This window comes from Lentzea atacamensis (genome assembly GCF_003269295.1).
Lineage (GTDB): Bacteria > Actinomycetota > Actinomycetes > Mycobacteriales > Pseudonocardiaceae > Lentzea > Lentzea atacamensis.
On record NZ_QLTT01000001.1, the window covers coordinates 1,640,045 to 1,660,193 of the forward strand.

Sequence of the window (20,149 nt, forward strand, 5' to 3'; positions counted from 1 at the left end):
TCGATGACGGAACATCCGCCGCGTTCGGTGCTGCTCGCCTCACCCCGGTCGTTCTGCGCCGGGGTGGAGCGCGCCATCGAGATCGTGGAACGGTTGCTCGACCAGCGCGGCGGCCCCATCTACGTGCGCAAGCAGATCGTGCACAACGTCCACGTGGTGCGGTCGCTGGAGGCTCGCGGCGCCGTGTTCGTGGACGAGCTCTCCGAGGTGCCCGTTGGTGCCACGGTCGTGTTCTCCGCGCACGGGGTGTCGCCTGCTGTGCGTTCTGAGGCTGTGTCCCGGTCTCTGGACGTGCTGGACGCGACGTGCCCGCTGGTGACCAAGGTGCACTCGGAGGCCAGGCGCTTCGCCGAGCGCGGCGACACGATCATCCTGATCGGACACTCCGGGCACGAGGAAGTCGAAGGGACGCTGGGAGAAGCGCCCGACCAGACGGTGCTGGTGGAAACCGTCGAGGACGTCGAGGCGCTGGACATCTCGGGCCCTGTCTCGTACCTGACGCAGACGACGCTCGCCGTGGACGAGACGGCGGACGTGATCGAGGCTCTGCACCGCAAGTTCCCGCAGCTGCGCGGGCCTGGCTCTGATGACATCTGTTACGCGACGACGAACCGTCAAGTCGCGATCCGGGACGTGGCCACGCAGTCGGACCTGGTTCTGGTGGTGGGTTCGAAGAACTCCTCCAACTCGGTGCGGATGGTGGAGCTGGCGGCCCGCGGTGGCACGCCGGCTCACCTGATCGACGACGCCTCGGAGATCGACCCGGCCTGGCTCGCCGGGGTGTCGACGGTGGGGTTGTCGGCTGGTGCCTCGGCACCGCCGGAGCTGGTGGACGAGGTGGTTTCCGCGTTGCGGTCCTTGGGTTCCGTCACGGTCGCCACCCACACGACGGCGACCGAGACGATCTCGTTCACGTTGCCGCTGGCGGTGCGCCGTGCTGGCTGACATCACCTCGCCCGCTGACGTCCGGGCGCTCCCGTCCTCCGCGCTGTGCCCGCTGGCGTCGGAGATCCGGTCGTTCCTGATCTCCAGGGTGCACCGGACCGGCGGGCACCTCGGCCCGAACCTGGGTGCCGTCGAGCTGACGATCGCGGTGCACCGGGTGTTCTCCTCGCCCGTCGACGTGGTGCTGTTCGACACCGGGCACCAGTCGTACGTGCACAAGATGCTGACCGGGCGTTGCACCGACTTCGACTCGTTGCGGCAGGCCGGTGGCCTGTCCGGCTATCCGTCCGCGGCCGAGTCGGCGCACGACGTGATCGAGAACTCGCACGCGTCGACCGCACTGTCCTATGCGGACGGTCTGGCCAAGGCCTTCGAGCTGTGCGGCACCGATCGCCGGGTCGTCGCGATCGTCGGTGACGGCGCGCTGACCGGAGGGATGTGCTGGGAGGCGTTGAACAACATCGGCGGCTCCTCCCGGCCGGTCGTGGTGCTGTTGAACGACAACGGCCGCTCCTACGACCCGACCGCGGGCGGGTTCGCGGCCTCGTTGGCAGCCGGAACCGCGCGCGGGCTGTTCGAGGCGCTGGGCCTCGCCTACATCGGCGAGGTCGACGGCCACGACGTGCACGCCGTCGAGAACGCCCTGTGGGAGGCCAAGACACTGGGCCGGCCGGTCGTCGTGCACTGCAAGACCGTGAAGGGCAAGGGTTACGAGGCCGCTGAAACCGACGAGGCCGACCGCATGCACGCGGTGGGCGCTTCCGGAGCTCCTGGTGGCCGCACATGGACCGACGCGTTCTCCGACGAGATCGTGGCGATCGGCGCGGAACGTCCGGACGTCGTCTGCCTGACCGCGGCGATGCTGGAGCCGGTCGGGCTGCGGCCGTTCGCGTCGAAGTTCCCTTCGCGGGTCTTCGACGTGGGCATCGCCGAGCAGCACGCCGTGACGTCCGCCGCCGGCATGGCCATGGGCGGGCTGCATCCGGTCGTGGCCGTCTACGCGACCTTCCTGTCGAGGGCGTTCGACCAGCTGCTGATGGACGTGGCGCTGCACCGGTTGCCCGTGACGTTCGTGCTGGACCGTGCCGGTGTGACCGGCCCGGACGGCGCGTCGCACCACGGCATGTGGGACGCGTCGGTGCTGCCCGTCGTGCCCGGCCTGCGGCTGGCCGCCCCACGCGATCCCTCTTCGCTGGCCGCGTTGCTGCGCGAGGCCGTCGAGGTGTCCGACTGCCCGACGGTCGTGCGCTATCCCAAGGCTTCGGCCGGGCCCGATGTACCGGCGTTGCGCCGGGTGAGCCATTTCGACGTGCTGCGCGAGGTTCCCGACGCCGACGTGCTGCTGGTCGCGGTCGGCCCGTTGGCTGGTCCGTGCCTGGCGGCGGCTGTCGAGCTGGCGTCGCACGGCGTCCGGGTCAACGTGGTCGACCCGCGGTGGATCGCTCCCCTGGATCCGCACCTCGTCAAGTACTGCGGCCGGCACCGCCTGGTGCTCGCGGTGGAGGACACGACCTCGACCGGTGCGCTGGGCGCGCGGCTGGGCCAGGCGTTACCGGGTCATTGCGTCGCGACGTTCGCCCTGCCGCCCCGCTTCCTGCCACACGACTCACGCGCCCGCATCCTGCGTGCTCACGGCCTGGACGCGGCCGGCATCACGACGAGCGTGCTGAAGCGCCTCGGCGTGAAGTGACGACCCACCCGATCGCGAACGACAACGCGATCGCCCCGGCACCGACCGCCGGTGCCTTGACCTCGGCCGGCAGTTCGAGCGGCCGCATGGCAGTGGCAAGACTCAGCAGAATCGGGCCCTGCACGACGAACGCGACGTAGGCGGACCGCGCCAGCCCTTCGGCGAGAGGCTTCTGGCCGGTCAGCCTGCGTTGCGCCAGCCCGATGAGCCACAAACTGCCCGCGACGACCAGCACTCCTTCTGCCAGCGCGAGCATCAGCGCCTGCCACCGCCAGCCGCCGAGGAACGGTTCGGCGTTCTTGGCGAGGTCCAGAACACCCAGCAGCGCCGCCGCCATCGGCAGCACCGCGATCGTGCCGATGACGACGTTGCGGCACGCCCGGTAGATCTCGTCCGGCACCCGCTCTGCCAGCTTGCGCCCACCGATCGCGCCGAGCAGGAACATGCCGAGGCACTGCGGCCACCACCACAGGTGCAGATCGCCGACCTGCCCGCTCCTGGCCGGAAAGACCAGCCGTGTCAGGAACGTCGTGCCCGCCACCATCACCGTCATGCCGACGACGGTCCTTGTGGTGATGGCGCGTTCCCTGACCGGCGGCCCCAACGCCAGCACCGTCGAGAACACCAGCAACACGCCCACGAACCACAGCGACCCGCTGTCCAGGAACGGATCCCGGTGCGTGAACGCGTGCCACCACGACACCGGCCGCCCGGCACCGTTGTAGGCGATCCAGACGAACGTCGGCCACACGACCACGGCGCTGACCACCCAGGGCGTCCCGAGCCTGACCAGCCGCTCGGTGATGAACCTCCTGGTGCCTTTGCGCTCGATCGAGCCGGGCGTGAAGATCCCGGCCATGAAGTAGAACGTGCCCATGAAGAACAACCCGGACGGCCCGATCAACGCCGCCAGCGCGGTCTCCACGCCGGGGTGGAACGTGACCTCGTTGACCTCGTCGTACGGCCAGCCGCCGATCGCGGCGTAGCCCAGCAGCGCGTGGCCGCCGATGACCCACGCCACGAGGATCACCTTCAGGTTGTCCACAGCGGACAATCTCACGCTTTCCATGGTCCGCTTCGGCGTGTGCTGACGCCAGCGGCCGTTCGCGCAACCGGATCACTACGGACGGTCGCCCGTGTACACGCCCAGCGTGCGGAACCTCAGGCCCGGCTCCAGGTACTCCTCCATCGCGTGCGCGATCCACCCCGCGATACGGGCGATCGCGAAGATCGCCTCTCCCGCGTCCGGCGGCATCTTGAACATCAGCCCGAGCTGGGCCAGCGCCAGGTCGATGTTCGGGAACGTCTGCTGCTGCGAGGCGATGATCTTGTCCGCCACCAGGTCGCCGTGGCTGCGCAGCAGCGCGAGCAGGTGGTCGGCGCGCGGGTCGCGCCGCTCGTAGACCCGATGCCCGAAGCCGGGAATCGGGTGACCGGACCGCAGGTGTTCGGCTACCGCGCCCATCGGATCGTCCTCGGCCTGGGCGAGGAACCGGTGCGCGATCGTCGTGGCGGCGCCGTGCTTCTGCCCCTCCATCGCGCCCAGACCGGCCGACACCACCGCGTACGGGTGGGCGTGGGCCGAGGCGGCCACGCGGGCGGCCATCGTCGAGATGGCCAGGTCGTGGTCGGCCAGCAGGATCAGGGCGGCGTTGAGCAGGTCGGGTTGCGCGGGCTCCGGCGAGAGGCGGGCCCACAGGCGTTCGGCGATGTCGGTGCCCTCCGGCTTGCCGAGCAGGGGGAGGGACTCGACGACGTCGGCGATCATGGCCTTGGCGGTGGAGACGGCTCGGTCGAGGTCGAAGCGCAGGGGGTCGCCGGCGCTCGCGAGGGCCACGGCCACGCGGATGCGGTCGGTCAGGGTGGCGCTTCCGGGGAGGGCCATCCAGATTTCCTGGCCCTCGGGGAACTGCAGGCCGACGGTGTCGATCGACGTCCAGAGCCAGTGGGCCACGTCTTCGAAGCGCTTGGTGCTGGAGAGCTCGGGGACCGAGCGGCCGCGGTAGTAGAGGCGGTCGTTCTCCAGCAGGGAGATGCGGGTGCGGATGCGATCGGTCACAGCGGCCACTGCTCCGCGCGCACCAGTGCGTTGAGCCAGGGCCTCCACCTCGGCGACGCCGAACATGCTCTGGCGGTTGACCTTCTGGCTGGTCAGCAGGCCGCGGCTGACGTAGGCGTACACCGTCGCCGGTTTGACGCCCAGGCGGCGGGCGGCTTGATTGGTCGTCAACATTGATTCCATCAACATTGACTGTATAAGACATGTTGACGGAGCCTGTTGTACATGTTGATTGATGCACCCAAAGGGCTTAAAGACGTCGTCGTCACCACGACCCTGATCGGGGACGTGAACGGGGCCGCGGGCTACTACCACTACCGCGAGCACGACGCGATCGAGCTGGCCAGGACGCGGTCGTTCGAGGACGTGTGGTTCCTCTTCGTCGAGGGTCGACTGCCCACTGCCGACGAGTCCGCGCTCTTCGGTGCGCAGACCGCACCACTCCGGGAGTTGCCGAAGGCCGTCAGCGAGGTGCTGCCGGCGATCGCGCGGTCGGGGTGCACGGCGCTGGCGGGGCTCAGGACGGCGCTGTCGATGCTGCCGAGCCAGCCGATGTGGGACGCGCCGATGAGCAGCAGGAAGGCGGACGCGCTCAGGGTCAGCGCGATGACCCCGACGATCCTGGCGGCACTGCACCGGCTCAAGCTGGGACTTGATCCGGTCAACCCCAGGGTTGATTTGTCAACGTCGGCGAACTGGTTGTACATGTTGACCGGACTGGAGCCGTCAACGTGGACGAGCCGCGCTGTCGAGCAGTACTTGATCGCCACGATCGACCACGGGTTCAACGCGTCGACGTTCACCGCGCGCGTTGTCGCCAGTGCGGGTGCGGACGTCGTGTCGGCGGTGACGGCGGCGATCGGGACGTTCTCCGGACCGCTGCACGGCGGCGCCCCCGATCGGGCGCTGGAGGCGCTCGACCTCATCGGGACACCGGAGAACATCGACGCCTGGGTCCGCGACCGCATCGAACAGGGCGACCGGATCATGGGGTTCGGCCACGCCGTCTACAAGACGGAGGACCCGCGGGCGCGGCTGCTCAAGGAGATCGCGCTCCAGCACCCGAACGAGCTCACCACCTTCGCCGTCACCGTGGAGCGCCGGGTCACCGAGCTGCTGCAGGAGCTCAAGCCCGGCCGGCAGCTGTACGCGAACGTGGAGTTCTACGCCGGCGTGGTGATGGAGCTGTGCGGGATTCCGCGCGAGATGTTCACGCCGACGTTCGCGTGCAGCCGGGTGATCGGGTGGTGTGCCAACGCGCTCGAACAGTCCGAGGACACGAAGATCATCCGCCCGGTCGCCCGGTACACGGGTCCAGCACCCCGAATCGGGTCAACGCGGATCAAGTGAGGTACCGCAGGTCGTCGTACACGCGGATGCGGTCGCGGTCGGTGACGTCGGTCGAGCCCGCCAGGCCCGCGTTGCGGTCGCGGTGCCGGTCGAGCCAGACGGAGACAACTGCCAGAACCAGGAGGATCGCCACGAGAGTCATGGCACTAAGTTTGCGAGCTACCAGATCCTGCCAACAGTGGCAGATCTGACGTGGCGCGCTAAAATCCTGCCATGCTGCAATCGGTGGCGGTTCCGCTGATCGACGGCGTTGCGCCGTTCGAGTTCGGCCTGCTCTGCGAGGTGTTCGGCATCGACCGGACCGAGGAGGGCGTGCCGCCCATCGGCTTCCGGGTGTGCGGCGAGTTCCCGAACGAGCCGGTACCGACGAACATCGACGGGGTCTCCATCACGCCGGAGCACGGGTTCGACGCGCTGCAGAGCGTCGACCTCGTCGCGCTCCCCGCCGCACGCGTTCGCGAGCACTACCCGGAGAAGCTGGTCAAAGCGCTGAGAGAGACCGACGCGACGCTGCTCAGCGTCTGCAGCGGGGCGTTCATCCTCGGCGCGGCCGGACTGCTCGACGACCGGCACTGCACCACGCACTGGCGTGAGGCGCGGCTGTTCCGCGAGCGATTCCCCAAGGCACAGCTCAACCCGGACGTGCTGTTCGTGGACGACGGCAACATCATCACCAGCGCCGGCACGGCCGCGGGCATCGACGCCTGCCTGCACCTCGTCCGGCGAGAGCTCGGCACCAAGGTCGCCAACACGATCGCGCGCAGGATGGTCGTGGCACCGCAGCGCGACGGTGGTCAGCGGCAGTTCGTGGAACTCCCGATCCCGGAGTGCAGCACCGACAGCCTCGAACCGGTGCTGGAGCGGGTGCTCGACACGATCGCGGAGAACCACACGGTGGCGTCCATGGCGAAGCTCGCCGTCATGTCCGAGCGGACGTTCGCACGCAAGTTCGTCGCGGAGACCGGCACCACCCCGAACAAGTGGCTGTCGCTCCAGCGGGTGTTGCACGCGCGCAGGCTTCTCGAAGAGACCGATCTGGACGTCGACGCAGTCGCCGCCAGGTCAGGCTTCGGAACGGCCGCTCTCCTCCGGCACCACTTCCATCGGGTCGTCGGCGTCGCACCGAGCGATTACCGCCGCACATTCGCCTGTCGCTAGGCGGGTGAAGATCTTCTCGGAGATCTCGCGCAAACTCTCGACCTCGGCGTCGGTTAGCTGGTCGAACACCAGTGCCCGCACGGTCTCGGCGTGCGCGGGCGCGGCCGCCTCGATCGCGGACCGGCCCTGGTCGGTCAGCACGACGAACGACCCGCGCCCGTCACTGCTGCAGTTCTCCCTGCGCACCAGGCCGCGCTTCTCCATCCGGGCCACGTGATGTGAGATGCGACTCTTCTCCCAGTGCAAGAACCGTGCGAGCTCCAGCACGCGCACACGCCCGTCCGGCGTGTCGGTGAGCTGCACCAGCACGGCGAAGTCGGCCATCGAGATCTCGGAGTCGACCGACATCTGCCTGTTCAAGTGCGCGTTGAGCTCACCCTGCATGCGGACGTAGGCACGCCACGCCCGCTGCTGCTCGGGCTCCAGCCATCGTGTCACCGGTTCAGCATACGGGAATAGTTGACACATCATCCACGTTCGGGCAAGGTGGATGACACTTCAACCAAATGCCCCTACCGAAGGACTGAACACCATGACCACCGCCACCAACCTCTCCGAGCTGACCGGCGCCTACGTCATCGACGCCTCGCACTCCCGCATCGGTTTCGTCGCCCGCCACGCGATGGTCACCAAGGTGCGCGGCGCGTTCAACGAGTTCGACGGCAAGATCAACATCGACGGTGACAAGCCGGAGAACACCACCGCCGAGGTGACCCTGAAGGTCGCGAGCATCGACACCCGCAACGCGCAGCGCGACGGTCACCTGGCCACCAACGACTTCCTCGACGCCGAGACCTACCCGGAGATCAAGTTCGTCTCGACCTCCGCCAAGCAGGTCGACGACGACAACTTCGAGATCTCCGGTGACCTCACCATCAAGGGCATCACGAAGAACATCACCATCCCGTTCGCGTTCGAGGGCGTCGCCGTCGACCCGTACGGCCAGACCCGCGTGGGCTTCGAGGGCTCGCACACGATCAACCGCAAGGACTACGGCGTGACCTGGAACGCCCCGCTCGAGACCGGCGGCGTCCTGGTGGGCGAGAAGATCGTCCTCGAGTTCGAGATCTCCGCGGTCAAGCAGGCCTGACGACGGCCACCGGGCACGGGGCGTGGTAGATCAGGGCCTGCGAGGTGGACCCGAGCAGCATCCCGGCGAATCCGCCACGCCCCCGCGAACCCACCACCAGCAGTCCGGCCCGCTCCCCGAGCTCCAGCAGCGACGGGATCGGCCGCTCCCCCACCACGAGCTCTTCCACCGCGACGTCCGGGTGCTTCTGCGGCCACCCGGACAGTCGCGCGTTCAGCGACGAGGACGGCTCGTCCACCTGAGCCAGCGCCGCCACCAGCGGCACGCCCATGGCCGCCGCCTCCTCGAACCCGAAGCCCAGCGCCGGGTCCGAGCCGGGCGAGAGATCGACGCCCACCACCACAGGCCCGTCGTGCTGTTGCCCACGCACGACGACGACGGGGCACTCACCGTGCACCGACAGCGCCACGGCCGTTGAGCCGACCAACGCCCCGGTGAACCCGCCCAGCCCGTGCGACCCCACCACCACTTCCCGCGCGCGTGTCGACTCCGCGAGCAACACGGGCGTGGGGTGCTCCATGCGCAGGTCGTGCTCGACAGGCACATCAGGTGCCTCTGCGCGTGCGACGGCAACGGCCTGAGAGAGCCACATCCGCCCCTGGTCGTACATCGCCGAGCGCAACTCACGCGCCGATGAGATGACCTCGGGATAGCCGCGCGTCGGCAGCGTGTACGCGTGCACCAGCCGCAACGGAGCATCGTGCCGCACGCACGCCCGAGCCGCCCACGCCACCGCGGCCAGCGCGGACGAGGAACCGTCGACACCGACGACCACAGGAAGACCGCTCATGATCCCAAAGTAGGCCCGATCGTCGTAGCGGGCCGCGTGCCGTTGGTCCCCTCCTGGCAGAGTCTTTGGGCTACCGTGACCGGATGGCGACGCGCGTTTTCCTCGTCGACGACCACGAGATCGTCCGCCGCGGCATCGCGGACCTGCTCGGTGAGGAGTCCGATCTGGAGGTGGTCGGTGACGCCGCGTCGGTCACGGAGGCGCTGGCCAAGGTGCCAGGAGCCCAGGCCGATGTGGCGGTGCTCGACATCCGGCTCCCCGACGGCAACGGCATCGAACTGTGCCGCGAGCTGCGCAGCCGGATCCCCGGCCTGCAGTGCCTGATGCTGACGAGCTTCGCGGACGACGAGGCCCTGTTCGACGCGATCATGGCGGGCGCGTCCGGGTTCGTGCTCAAGCAGATCCTGGGCGCCGACCTGGTCAACGCGGTTCGCACCGTCGCGGCTGGACAGTCCCTTCTCGACGCTCGCACGACCTCCGCCCTGCTGAACCGCATTCGCCGCGAACGCGAGGAGGGAGACCCGCTGCGCATGCTCAGCGAGCAGGAGCGCACGGTGCTCGACCTCATCGGCGAGGGCCTGACGAACCGGCAGATCGCCGAGCGGATGTTCCTCGCGGAGAAGACCGTCAAGAACTACGTGTCGCACCTGCTCGCGAAGCTCGGCATGCAGCGCCGCACCCAGGCCGCCGTGTTCGCCTCCCAGTTCCGCAAGGACGGCGAGAAGCCCCGCTGACCCTTTCGAGTGAACTGGTCGGTGGACACCCGCCGGCCCACGCGTTCACCTGACCGGGAGCGGCACCCGCCAGACCACGCAGGCGCCACCGCCCTCGGTCCCCCGCACCGAGAGCGTGCCGCCGAACTTCTCGGCGCGGCGGGCCAGGTTGCGCAGGCCGCTGCGCGCGGTGTCGGGCGGGACGCCGATCCCGTTGTCCTGCACGGTGATCACGACGTCCTCACCGGCGTCGATGAGGACGGTCAGCTCCGTGGCGGATGCGTGCCGGACGGCGTTCGTAACGGCCTCGCGCACCACCGCCTCGACGTGTTCCGCGAGCTCTGGTGGCACTGAATTGTCGACGGTGCCGGACATCCGCACCGCCGGCGACAGGTGGGTCGACTCGGTCAGCCCCGCCACGAGGTCCAGAAGCCTGCGGCGCAGGGAGGTGTTGTCGGTCGAGTGCAGGTCGAAGATGGACGTGCGGATCTCCCGCACGGTCTCGTCCAGCTGCTCCACCGCGGTCTGCAGGCGTGCGGCGACCTCGGGCTCGGTGATCCGCCGCATCGTGGCCTGCAGCGTCAGGCCCGTGACGAACAGCCGCTGGATGACGTGGTCGTGCAGGTCGCGTGCGATGCGGTCGCGGTCCTCCAGCACGTCGAGCAGCCGCTGCGAGCGTTGCTGCTCGGCGAACTCCAGCGCGACCGCCGCCTGGTCCGCGAAGGACGCCAGCACCGGCACCTGGTCGGGCAGGAACCGCGACTCGCCGGCCCTGCGCAACACGACGAGCGCGCCCGTGACGACCGGTCCCGACCGCAGCGGCACCGCCAGCACGGGGCCGAACGCCGAGCCCAGGTCGTCCACCAGCAGCGGCACGCCGGAGCGAATGACCTCGTCGACCGCGTAGTCGGAGGCGTTGAAGTCCTCGATCCTGATGCCCGCGCTCGCCGCGACCGTCAGCGGCTCGTGCCGGCCGTCACCGAGCACGACGAGGGCGGCGTCGGCGCCGGCCAGCTCGACGGTCCGCTGGGTGATCAGCCGCAGCGCGTACTCGCCGGACGCGCCGCCGAGCAGCTCGGAGTTGACCTCGCCGATCGCCTCCAGCCACCGCTCGCGCATCCGGGACCGCTCGAACAGCCTGGCGTTCTCGATCGCGATGCCCGCGGCCGCCGCCAGTGCCTGGAGCACCGCCTCGTCGTCGGCGGTGAACTCGGCCGCGTCGATCTTCTCGGTCATGTAGAGGTTGCCGAACACCTCGTCGCGCACGCGTACGGGCACGCCCAGGAAGCTGTGCATCGGCGGGTGGTTCGGCGGGAAGCCGACGGACATGTCGTGCTGGGACAGGTCGCGCAGCCGCAACGGCGTCGGGTCCTTGATGAGCAGCCCGAGCAAGCCCTTTCCCTCCGGCAGGTGCCCCATCGTCGCGCGCGTTTCCTCGTCCACACCCACGTAGACGAACTCGGCCAGGTCGTCGCGCGTGCCGAGGACCCCGAGCGCGCCGTAGCGGGCGCCGACGAGGTCGACGGCGGCCTGGACGATGCGCTGCAGCGTCGAGTCGAGCTCCAGCCCGGACGCGACCGCGAGGACGGCGCCGAGCAGCTCCTGCATGTGGTCACGGGTGGTGACGATCTCGTCCATGCGGTCTCGCACCTCGTCGAGCAGCTCGTCGAGGCCCCGGCGACCAGGCAGATCAGGCACGCCGACTAGATTCGCACACTTTTGAGCATCGCACGGCCCTACCAAAAGAGGACCTTCGACCGTGGACGGCCCCGCCGCCCCGGCCCGACAGTGTGAGCATGACGATCGCCGTGCCCGACTCACTCGGACTCGCGGGTGAGGACGTGCGCGGCGTCCTCGCCCTGGCGAGAGACTCGGCCGGCGGCGTCCGGTTCGAGGTCCGTCCCGAGCAGATCGAACTGCACACCGCGACCCCGCACAGCAGGGAAACGCGGATCAACTGCGGAGTCGCGCTGCTCAACGTCCGGCTGGCGTTGCAGGGCCACGGCATCCGTCCTCTGGTGACACTGCTGCCCGGCCCGAGCGCGAACGACGCGGCCGCGGCCGTGCGGCTCGGCGGCTACCAGGAGCCGGACCCGGGCGTGCTGAGCTTGCTGCACGTGTTGCGCACGAACCGTCGCACGTGGACGACGTTCCCCGGAGTGGCCCCCTGGCGCGGGCTGCTGTCGCGGGCGGCCGAGGTGGAACGCGCCTGGCTGCACGTGAACGGCGGCACCGAGCTGGTGCTGTGCACGTTCAACCAGGGTGCTGCGGCGGAAATCCGTGCGGGGCAAGCGATGCAGCGCGTGGTGCTCACCGCGGGGACGGTGGGGATCGCCGTCACCCCCGCGCCGGACGCGATCAGCCTGCCCGCGTTGCGCGCGGACCTGCGCCCGTGCCTCGGCAACACGCTGGTGCCGCAGGTGGTTCTGCGGCTGGGCGCGGAGTAGGCCGTCCCACGTCGCGCGGGGGTCGGCTGACACGCTGCGCGGGACGGGCACGGCCCAGCGCCTGGGTGGTGATGAACTTCGCCGGGTCCGCGACCGGGGACTCGACGACGAGGTCCTTGTACTCGTCCTCGATGCCCTTGTTGTGGATCTGGATGGCGAGCGGTGCCTCCCGGCCGGCGGGTTCCTTCTTGTCCTCGAACTTCAGGACCTCCTGCGCCTTGCACTTGGTCGCGCCGTCGGGAAGCGGGCAGCACGCCATGCGCGCGATCACGGTGTCACCGTTGGCGAGGATCTCGCACTGCGCCCACTTCTTGATGTCCCAACGGGGGTGCGGGTACCTGGTGAACAGGCCCTTGCCGCCGTTGTTGTGGCCCGGCCGGTAGTCCCACGCGCCACCGTTGGGCGGCTGGAACTGGATCGCGCCGAGGCCGTTCAACGGTGGTGTCTGGACCTTGCCCCAGATCAGCACGGTCGGCTGGTGGTCGCCGGAGACCTGGCGGACCTTGAAGATCCAGCGAAAGCTCTTGTACTGCCGCTTGTTGTAGTAGATCCAGCCGCGCGAGGCGTTCTTCCGGCTGTGGATCGCGCCGTTCTTCACGACGAACGCGTCCTTGGCGTGCGCGGTCCACCCGTCGAGGGTCTTGCCGTCGAAGACGGGCACCAGCACGGGATCCGCGGCTCGCGCGGGGGTCGTTCCAGCGACGAGCGCCAGAACGAGGGCAGCGACTATCCACAATGGACGACGAAACATCTGTTACCGTCCTCGGCTCCGAGGTATTCGGCAGCGACGGTCCACCCACGGTAGGGCGCGGTCATCGGAGCAGTCAACGGAAACGCGTGTTTCTGAAAACGGACAACCCCTACCGGGCCAGCACCGCCCTCCAGAGCAGCCGGGCGAGCTCCGGGTGGCAGATGTCGTTGTGCGCGCCCGCGATTCCGTCGATGCGGCGGATCACGGAGGTGCAGTCGACGTTGTGCACCTGCCCCTTGAGCAGTTCGCCGGGAGATCCGATGTTGTGGCCGTGGGCGTAGGTGCCCTGCACGCCGTGCGCGCCGATGCCCCCGTACTTCGGGTACTCGTCCAGGTCGACCTGCCGGCCCGAGCGTGCGGCCAGCGGGTAGAACCTGCCGATGGCGTGGTCGTGCGCGGACGTGGTGACGATGATCGGGCCCGGCACCCGGCCGAGCACGCCGCGGAAGTAGCCGGAGCCGGCCTGGCCGGGCAGCCGTTCCGCGAACGACCACAGCGACATCGCACCCTGCACCAGGGTGAGCGTCGCGGGCTGCACCACGTTGGCCATGGCGGTCGCGGTGATGCAGCCGAAGCTGTGGCCCATCAGGTGGATGCGCGCGTGCGGGGCGGCCTGGGCGACGTCGCGGGCGATCCGCGCCGCGCCGCTCTCGCCGAACACCTTGGCACGACGCTTCATCTTCCAGAACGTCAGGATCCGCAACGGCGACAGGATCCCGCCCAGCGCCGGGTCCTCGAGGCACGCCCGGTAGAGCTGCTCGGCGTCGAACGCCATCCCGTCCTCGCCCGGCAGGTCGGGAACCGAGCTCTCCAGGTAGTCGTAGGCCTGCTTGACCGTCGCGGACATCCGGCAGGGGTGCTGCCGCGCGGCTTCGACGATCGTCCGCACCGCGGCGGTGCGCCCGGCGCCTCCCCCGAGGCGCTGAGCCTGGGCCTTGATGAACTCGTCGGACCGGACGTCCTCGTCGCCCCAAGCCTTCGAGGGCCAGTGCAGGCCCACGAGCAACGACTTGAAGCCGCCGGGAAGCCGGTGCGCCGCTTCACGTTCCGCACGGCAGTCGGCCATCGTCCTGATCCACTGCCCGTACTGCTGCCGGGCGGCGGGGACGTCGCCGTTCCACCCGTGGATGAAGAAGAACACGTCTGTGACGCCGCGGCGGGCGTCGTACAGGACGTCCGCGCTGTCGCGCCCCCGCTCGTTTCCGGTCTCGTCGAAGCAGACGAGGTGATAGCTGATGTCGTGGCCTGGCACGGATTCTCGGGACATCGCGGATCACCACCACACAAAAAGCGCGCCCTACTGTTCTCCGGTTATCGGAACGCGGGCGGCTCATGGTTAGCCTCTGCGATCAGGAAAACCCGTTCGGACCAGGCGATTCACCCCGATTGCGCCGGTAGTGTCGTGCCGCGCGGACCCGGTTGCCGCAGGACGGCGAACACCATTCCCGCCGCGAGTGGTCCTTCACGAAGTACAGCACGCAGCCCGGTGCATAACAGGCGCGCAACAGAACCCGGCCCTCGCCGGTGAACAGCTCCACCGCCTCCGCCGCGATCGAGGCACGCTCCCGGTCCGCGGGCGACCCTTCGCTTTCCTTGTCCCGCAACAGTTCTCCGTCGCGCACGGCCAGCTGTGGCCACTGCCGCGCACTCTTCGCAGCGCGGTTCACCTCCGCCACAGCACGCCCCAGGTCACGATTCTGCGCGACCGCACGCGTGTCTCCGGTGAGCACGCCGGCGAGGTCGCGGAGTGCCTGCCGCAGCGCCCGGAAGGCCTTCAGGTCGTCCTGATCCACGGGTACGCCCAGGAAGTCGCGCAGCGCACTGACGGTGGTCAGGTCGTCGTGCACCTGCGACCGGTTGGCCCAGATGGTGTTCATCAGCAGGACCGGACGGGGTTCGTCGGGCGTCAGCACGTCTAACGGTAACACGGTCTTGCATCCGTTAGACTCACGTTCTAACGTTTGCAGCGTCGCCCAACCGTTGGAAGGACTCCCGTGAACCTCGTCCCCCCGTTCGACGCCGACACCGCCCGGCTCAAGGTCCGGGCCGCCCAGGACGCCTGGAACACTCGCGACCCGCAGCGCGTCGCGAGCGCGTACACGCCGGATTCGGTGTGGCGCAACAGGTCCGAGTTCGTCCGCGGGACCGCTGAGATCGTCGGCTTCCTCACGAAGAAGTGGGAGCGCGAGCACGAGTACGTGCTGCGGAAGTCGCTCTGGGCCTACGGCGACAACCGCATCGCCGTGCGCTTCCAGTACGAGTGGCACGACGACGAGGGCCAGTGGTGGCGCAGCTACGGCAACGAGAACTGGGAGTTCGCCGCCAGTGGCCTCATGAGCCGGCGCGAGGCGAGCATCAACGACGTGCGGATCGCCGCCGAGGATCGCCGCATCGACCCCGACTCGACCTACGACATCCCGACGGAGTAGCGAGATGCACGTCGAAGCGTTGTGGCGCTACCCGGTGAAGTCGCTCGCCGGCGAGCCGCTCCAGGAAGCCGAGTTCACCGACAACGGCGTGGCAGGCGACCGGCTCGTGCACGTCCAGGGCCCGCGCGGAGTCCTGACCGGACGCACCCGGTACGGGCTGCTGACCATCCCGTCGACGACCGGCCCGGACGGCCCGCTCGTCGACGGACATCCTTGGGACAGCTGGGAGGCTCACGCACTGGTCCTCCCCCACGGCGGCCGGCTGACCCGCTACACCGGCCCGGAGCGGTTCGACGTGCTGAACGTCCTCGTGGCCACGGACGGCCAGGTCGCGGCGGCGGGGATCGACGTGCGGCGGCTGCGGCCCAACATCCTCATCGGCGGGGTCGAGCCCGGCGAGGAGGAGACCTGGCCCGGCCACGCGCTGGTGGTCGGTGACGTCGTGATCGGGATGTTCAAGCAGCGCAGCCGGTGCGTCGTGACGACGATCGACCCGGACACCGGTGCGCAGGACCTGGACGTGCACCGGCGGATCAGGCACGAGTTCGGTGGCGTGCTGTGCCTGGACAGCTGGGTGATCCAGCCGGGCACCGTCAGCGTCGGGGACGCCGTGGAGGTGGTACCGACCGACGAGGTACCCGCCCGTGTCGGCGGGTGGATCGTCGGCCGGCCCTACGCCGTCTGAACGGATCCGCGGGCGGGTCCTCGACGAGGTTCACGGCCAGGTTCGTGCCAGCTTCCGAAACGTCTCGGGGTCGCTGTGCGCGAGCACCACGCGGAGCAGGTGACCGCCGGGTGCGCGCAGCGCGTGGCACTCGAGCCAGCGGGAGACCGGCTCCGCGCCCGGTGCGGTCAGACGGGCGACCTCCGCCGCCACGTCGTCGGTCTCGATGTCGACGTGACAGCGCGGTGCTTCGTCGATCGCCTGGATGTCGACGGTCAAGCCGGGGACGGCGCCGTCCAGAGCCGTGAACTGCTCCTCGCCCTCCACCGGACGCGCCGGGACACCCAGCGCGGCGGACCAGAAGGCCGCCGCTGAACCGGCCTGTGCGACGGGTGTGTCGTGAAGACTCCGAACAGTCGGCTGCGATGCACGGCACCGGCTCCGCTCTCGTCAGATGTTGCGCCGGTACTGGCCGCCCACCTCGAAGAACGCCTCGGTGATCTGCCCCAGCGTGCACACGCGGGCGGCGTCCATCAGCACGGCGAACACGTTCTCGTTCGTCTGCGCGACCTCACGCAGCCGTGCGAGCGCCTTCTGCGCCTCGTCGCGGTGCGCCGCCTGGAACGCACGCGTGCGCTCGACCTGCGACTTCTTCTCCTCCTCCGTGGCGCGGGCGAGCTCGATCTTCACGACCTCCCGCTCACCGCCCTCGGGCAGGAAGGTGTTGACGCCGATCAACGGCAGCGAGCCGTCGTGCTTGCGCTGCTCGTAGAGCATCGACTCGTCCTGGATGCGGCCGCGCTGGTAGCCGGTCTCCATCGCGCCGAGCACACCGCCGCGTTCGGAGATGCGGTCGAACTCCATCAGCACGGCCTCTTCGACGAGGTCGGTCAGCTCCTCGATGACGAACGAGCCCTGCAGCGGGTTCTCGTTCGCGGACAGGCCCCACTCCTTGTTGATGATCATCTGGATGGCCATCGCGCGGCGGACGGACGACTCCGTGGGAGTGGTGATCGCCTCGTCGTAAGCGTTGGTGTGCAAGGAGTTGCAGTTGTCGTACAGAGCGCACAACGCCTGCAGGGTCGTGCGGATGTCGTTGAAGTCCATCTCCTGCGCGTGCAGCGAGCGGCCGGACGTCTGCACGTGGTACTTGAACTTCTGCGAGCGCTCGGCGGCGCCGTAGCGGTCGCGCATGGCCACGGCCCAGATCCTTCGCGCCACCCGGCCGATGACGCTGTACTCGGCGTCCATGCCGTTGGAGAAGAAGAACGACAGGTTCGGCGCGAAGTCGTCGATCTTCATGCCGCGCGCCAGGTACGACTCGACGTAGGTGAAACCGTTGGCGAGCGTGAAGGCGAGCTGGCTGATCGGGTTCGCCCCGGCCTCGGCGATGTGGTAGCCGGAGATCGACACCGAGTAGAAGTTGCGCACCTGCTGCTGGATGAACCACTCCTGGATGTCCGCCATCATGCGCAGCGAGAACTCCGTGGAGAAGATGCAGGTGTTCTGGCCCTGGTCTTCCTTGAGGATGTCGGCCTGCACGGTGCCGCGGACGTTGGCGAGCGCGAACCTGCGCAGCTGCTCGTACTCCGCCGCGTCCGGCTCGCGGCCGTGCTCCGCGCGGAACTTGTCGACCTGCTGGTCGATCACCGTGTTCAGGAAGTAGGCGAGGATCGTCGGCGCGGGGCCGTTGATCGTCATCGACACGGACGTGGTCGGCGCGACGAGGTCGAAGCCGTCGTAGAGCGCCTTCATGTCGTCCAGCGAGGCGATGGAAACGCCGGACGTGCCGATCTTGCCGTAGACGTCCGGCGGGGTGTCCGGGTCGCGGCCGTAGAGCGTCACCGAGTCGAACGCGGTCGACAGGCGCGTGGCCGGGTTGCCCTTGGACAGGTACTTGAAGCGGCGGTTGGTGCGGAACGCGTCACCCTCGCCGGCGAACATGCGCGCCGGGTCCTCACCCTCGCGCTTGAACGGGAAGACGCCGGCGGTGTACGGGAAAAAGCCCGGCAGGTTCTCCTTGCGCAGGAACCGCAGCAGCGAGCCCTCGTCGTCGTAGCGCGGCAGGCTGACGCGGCGGACCTGGTTGCCGGACAACGTCTCCCGCGTCAGCTTGGTGTGGATCTCCTTGTCCCGCACCTTGAACACGAGCTCGTCGCCGGAGTACTGCTCGCGGATCTGCTCCCAGCCGGTCAGCAGGTCCGCGGTGTCGCGGTCGACCTGGCGCTCGGCGTCGGACGCCAGTTCGGCGATGTCGGTGACGCCCTTGCCCGCGGCCTCCAGCGCCTTCTGCGCGGCGGTGAGCTGGGTGTGCGTGCGGACGGCCTCGACCTGCTCCTCGGTCTTGCGGTGGTAGCCGCGCACGGTGTCGGCGATGTCGGACAGGTAGCGAGCGCGCGAGGCGGGCACGACCGTGGACGCCGAAGTCGACGTCTTGCCGCTGACCGGCGCGAGAGAACCGGCCTCCACGGCCAGACCGTGCTCGACGAGCCCGTCGCGCAGGAACTGGTACAGCGCGGTGACGCCGTCGTCGTTGAACGTCGCGGCGGACGTGCCGAACACCGGCATGTCCTCCCACTTGGCGCCGAACGCCTCACGGTTGCGCACCATCTGCCGCGCCACGTCGCGGCGCGCGTCCTCGGCACCGCGGCGCTCGAACTTGTTGATCGCCACGGCGTCGGCGAAGTCGAGCATGTCGATCTTCTCGAGCTGCGACGCGGCACCGAACTCCGGCGTCATCACGTACAGCGAGAAGTCCACGAACGGCACGATCGCCGCGTCGCCCTGACCAATACCGGGCGTCTCGACGATGACCAGGTCGGCACCGGAGGCCTTGCACGCCGTGATGGCCTGCTCCAGGCCGTCCGGGATCTCGCTGCCCGCACGGCGCGTGGCCAGCGAACGGAAGAACACGCGGTCGCCGTCGAGGCAGTTCATCCGGATGCGGTCGCCGAGCAGCGCGCCACCACCGCGGCGGCGCGTCGGGTCGACCGCGAGCACAGCGATGCGCAGCTTGTCCTGCTGGTCGAGCCGGAAGCGGCGCACCAGCTCGTCGGTCAGCGACGACTTGCCGGAGCCGCCGGTGCCGGTGATGCCGAGCACCGGAACCTTGCGCGTGGTCTCCAGCTCGACCGGCAGACCGGCCTCGATGTGCGTGATTGCGCGCGCGAGGGCCTCGTCCGCGCCCGTCAGCAACGCATCGTGGCTGAACGGCTCGGTGAGCGCATGGTCGCACTCCTCGATCATCAGGTTGATCATCCGCGCGAGGCCGAGCGTCTGGCCGTCCTGCGGCGAGAAGATCCGCGCGACGCCGCGGGAGTGCAGCAGCTCGATCTCCTCGGGGACGATGACGCCGCCACCGCCGCCGTAGACCCTGATGTGCCCGGCGCCGCGCTCTTTGAGGAGTTCCACCAGGTACGAGAAGTACTCGACGTGCCCGCCCTGGTAGGCGCTGATGGCGACGCCCTGCACGTCCTCCTGGATCGCGGCGTTGACGACCTCGGCCACCGACCGGTTGTGACCGAGGTGGATGACCTCCGCACCCTGCGACTGCAGGATCCGCCGCATGATGTTGATCGCCGCGTCGTGGCCGTCGAACAGGCTGGACGCGGTCACAAAGCGGACCGGGTTCGCCGGCTTGTGCAGTGTGGTCGCCATGAGAATAGTTTGACTTCCTACTATTGGACGTGCAACCGAGGGTGGTTCACGTCTCTGAATCGAGCACGAACCGCCGCCCCGTCGACCCTGCACGGACGGTCTCGACCGGGGGTCGAGGACGGCTGCGCGAGGGCGATTCGCGGCGGAACCAAGAGACCACTCGCGGATCGCGCCAATGATTCCATATGTTGGAGAAAACGAAACCGCGCCGATCCGAGAATGCGCGCCGGACTGGCGCGAACCAGCCGAATGCAACGAGCACCGATGTTTTGTATTCCACGACACGGGTATGCGCACGCGCGCGAGGTGGCACCCCTTCGGACAAGGGTCGAAAGACCCTGAAACGAACCGGAACTCTGCCCCCGCACTCCATCGGAAGCACTCGGCTCGTACACCTCCACCTGCG

Annotated in this window: 20 protein-coding genes; 9 read left to right on the top strand and 11 right to left on the bottom strand. The window is 68.9% G+C overall.

What is annotated here, in order from left to right; genetic code table 11:
• Positions 1-3 precede the first annotated feature (3 nt).
• Both C8D87_RS07770 and C8D87_RS07775 read left to right on the top strand, forming a co-directional pair.
• Entirely contained in the window at positions 4-945 is a 942-nt protein-coding gene (locus C8D87_RS07770) for a 4-hydroxy-3-methylbut-2-enyl diphosphate reductase (protein ID WP_112226046.1), read from the top strand.
• The gene (locus C8D87_RS07775) at positions 935-2,635 is read left to right on the top strand and encodes a 1-deoxy-D-xylulose-5-phosphate synthase (RefSeq protein ID WP_112226047.1); all 1,701 of its coding nucleotides are present in this window, start codon (positions 935-937) and stop codon (positions 2,633-2,635) included. The genes C8D87_RS07770 and C8D87_RS07775 overlap by 11 nt, the downstream gene beginning before the upstream one ends.
• Here the strand turns inward: C8D87_RS07775 and C8D87_RS07780 are convergent.
• Complete coding sequence (locus C8D87_RS07780) at positions 2,598-3,695, bottom strand: acyltransferase family protein (protein ID WP_170166346.1); 1,098 nt, start codon at positions 3,693-3,695, stop codon at positions 2,598-2,600. The genes C8D87_RS07775 and C8D87_RS07780 overlap by 38 nt on opposite strands.
• A 60-nt stretch (positions 3,696-3,755) precedes the next feature.
• Positions 3,756-4,877, bottom strand: a complete 1,122-nt coding sequence (locus C8D87_RS07785; protein WP_233441964.1) for a citrate synthase — start codon at positions 4,875-4,877, stop codon at positions 3,756-3,758.
• A gap of 42 nt (positions 4,878-4,919) precedes the next feature.
• On the opposite strand from C8D87_RS07785, the gene C8D87_RS07790 reads away from it, so the two are divergent.
• Positions 4,920-6,044: a citrate/2-methylcitrate synthase gene (locus tag C8D87_RS07790; protein ID WP_112226330.1), complete on the top strand. Its 1,125-nt coding sequence runs from the start codon at positions 4,920-4,922 to the stop codon at positions 6,042-6,044.
• Here C8D87_RS07790 and C8D87_RS45745 read toward each other — a convergent pair.
• Positions 6,037-6,186, bottom strand: coding sequence for a hypothetical protein (locus tag C8D87_RS45745; protein ID WP_170154883.1), 150 nt, complete (start codon positions 6,184-6,186; stop codon positions 6,037-6,039). The genes C8D87_RS07790 and C8D87_RS45745 overlap by 8 nt on opposite strands.
• Positions 6,187-6,257: 71 nt before the next feature.
• On the opposite strand from C8D87_RS45745, the gene C8D87_RS07795 reads away from it, so the two are divergent.
• On the top strand, positions 6,258-7,202 hold the full coding sequence (locus tag C8D87_RS07795; RefSeq protein ID WP_112226050.1) for a GlxA family transcriptional regulator: 945 nt from the start codon (positions 6,258-6,260) through the stop codon (positions 7,200-7,202).
• On the opposite strand, the gene C8D87_RS07800 is transcribed toward C8D87_RS07795, so the two are convergent.
• Positions 7,107-7,640 (bottom strand): MarR family winged helix-turn-helix transcriptional regulator, encoded by a 534-nt coding sequence (locus tag C8D87_RS07800; protein WP_112226051.1) that lies wholly within the window; start codon positions 7,638-7,640, stop codon positions 7,107-7,109. The genes C8D87_RS07795 and C8D87_RS07800 overlap by 96 nt on opposite strands.
• A 94-nt stretch (positions 7,641-7,734) precedes the next feature.
• On the opposite strand from C8D87_RS07800, the gene C8D87_RS07805 reads away from it, so the two are divergent.
• Positions 7,735-8,292 carry a YceI family protein gene (locus C8D87_RS07805; RefSeq protein ID WP_109635716.1) on the top strand — a complete coding sequence of 186 codons (558 nt, stop codon included), beginning with the start codon at positions 7,735-7,737 and terminating at the stop codon, positions 8,290-8,292.
• Here C8D87_RS07805 and C8D87_RS07810 read toward each other — a convergent pair.
• Positions 8,279-9,082, bottom strand: a complete 804-nt coding sequence (locus tag C8D87_RS07810; RefSeq protein WP_112226052.1) for a universal stress protein — start codon at positions 9,080-9,082, stop codon at positions 8,279-8,281. The two genes, C8D87_RS07805 and C8D87_RS07810, sit on opposite strands and share 14 nt — an antisense overlap.
• Before the next feature lie 83 nt (positions 9,083-9,165).
• On the opposite strand from C8D87_RS07810, the gene C8D87_RS07815 reads away from it, so the two are divergent.
• The gene (locus C8D87_RS07815; protein WP_109636458.1) at positions 9,166-9,816 is read left to right on the top strand and encodes a response regulator transcription factor; all 651 of its coding nucleotides are present in this window, start codon (positions 9,166-9,168) and stop codon (positions 9,814-9,816) included.
• A gap of 45 nt (positions 9,817-9,861) precedes the next feature.
• Here the strand turns inward: C8D87_RS07815 and C8D87_RS07820 are convergent, their stop codons facing one another.
• The gene (locus C8D87_RS07820) at positions 9,862-11,433 is read right to left on the bottom strand and encodes a GAF domain-containing sensor histidine kinase (protein ID WP_112226331.1); all 1,572 of its coding nucleotides are present in this window, start codon (positions 11,431-11,433) and stop codon (positions 9,862-9,864) included.
• Positions 11,434-11,591: 158 nt separating this feature from the next.
• Between C8D87_RS07820 and C8D87_RS07825 the strand changes: the two genes are divergently transcribed.
• Positions 11,592-12,242 carry a hypothetical protein gene (locus tag C8D87_RS07825; protein WP_112226053.1) on the top strand — a complete coding sequence of 217 codons (651 nt, stop codon included), beginning with the start codon at positions 11,592-11,594 and terminating at the stop codon, positions 12,240-12,242.
• Here the strand turns inward: C8D87_RS07825 and C8D87_RS07830 are convergent.
• The 3 genes from C8D87_RS07830 to C8D87_RS47485 form a co-directional block, all read right to left on the bottom strand.
• Positions 12,154-12,978 carry a family 16 glycoside hydrolase gene (locus C8D87_RS07830; RefSeq protein ID WP_233441965.1) on the bottom strand — a complete coding sequence of 275 codons (825 nt, stop codon included), beginning with the start codon at positions 12,976-12,978 and terminating at the stop codon, positions 12,154-12,156. The genes C8D87_RS07825 and C8D87_RS07830 overlap by 89 nt on opposite strands.
• A gap of 124 nt (positions 12,979-13,102) precedes the next feature.
• Positions 13,103-14,260 carry a hypothetical protein gene (locus C8D87_RS07835; RefSeq protein WP_112226055.1) on the bottom strand — a complete coding sequence of 386 codons (1,158 nt, stop codon included), beginning with the start codon at positions 14,258-14,260 and terminating at the stop codon, positions 13,103-13,105.
• An 82-nt stretch (positions 14,261-14,342) separates the two neighbouring features.
• Positions 14,343-14,870, bottom strand: coding sequence for a CGNR zinc finger domain-containing protein (locus C8D87_RS47485; protein WP_146771652.1), 528 nt, complete (start codon positions 14,868-14,870; stop codon positions 14,343-14,345).
• 117 nt (positions 14,871-14,987) lie between these two features.
• Between C8D87_RS47485 and C8D87_RS07845 the strand changes: the two genes are divergently transcribed.
• Entirely contained in the window at positions 14,988-15,422 is a 435-nt protein-coding gene (locus C8D87_RS07845; RefSeq protein WP_112226057.1) for a nuclear transport factor 2 family protein, read from the top strand.
• 4 nt (positions 15,423-15,426) lie between these two features.
• On the top strand, positions 15,427-16,107 hold the full coding sequence (locus C8D87_RS07850; RefSeq protein WP_112226058.1) for an MOSC domain-containing protein: 681 nt from the start codon (positions 15,427-15,429) through the stop codon (positions 16,105-16,107).
• A gap of 30 nt (positions 16,108-16,137) precedes the next feature.
• On the opposite strand, the gene C8D87_RS07855 is transcribed toward C8D87_RS07850, so the two are convergent.
• Together C8D87_RS07855 and icmF are read right to left on the bottom strand one after the other, a co-directional pair.
• Entirely contained in the window at positions 16,138-16,434 is a 297-nt protein-coding gene (locus C8D87_RS07855) for a VOC family protein (RefSeq protein WP_170166373.1), read from the bottom strand.
• 102 nt (positions 16,435-16,536) lie between these two features.
• A complete protein-coding gene (icmF, locus tag C8D87_RS07860; protein ID WP_112226060.1) occupies positions 16,537-19,743 on the bottom strand; it encodes a fused isobutyryl-CoA mutase/GTPase IcmF in 3,207 nt (1,068 codons plus the stop codon).
• Positions 19,744-20,149: the final 406 nt, after the last annotated feature.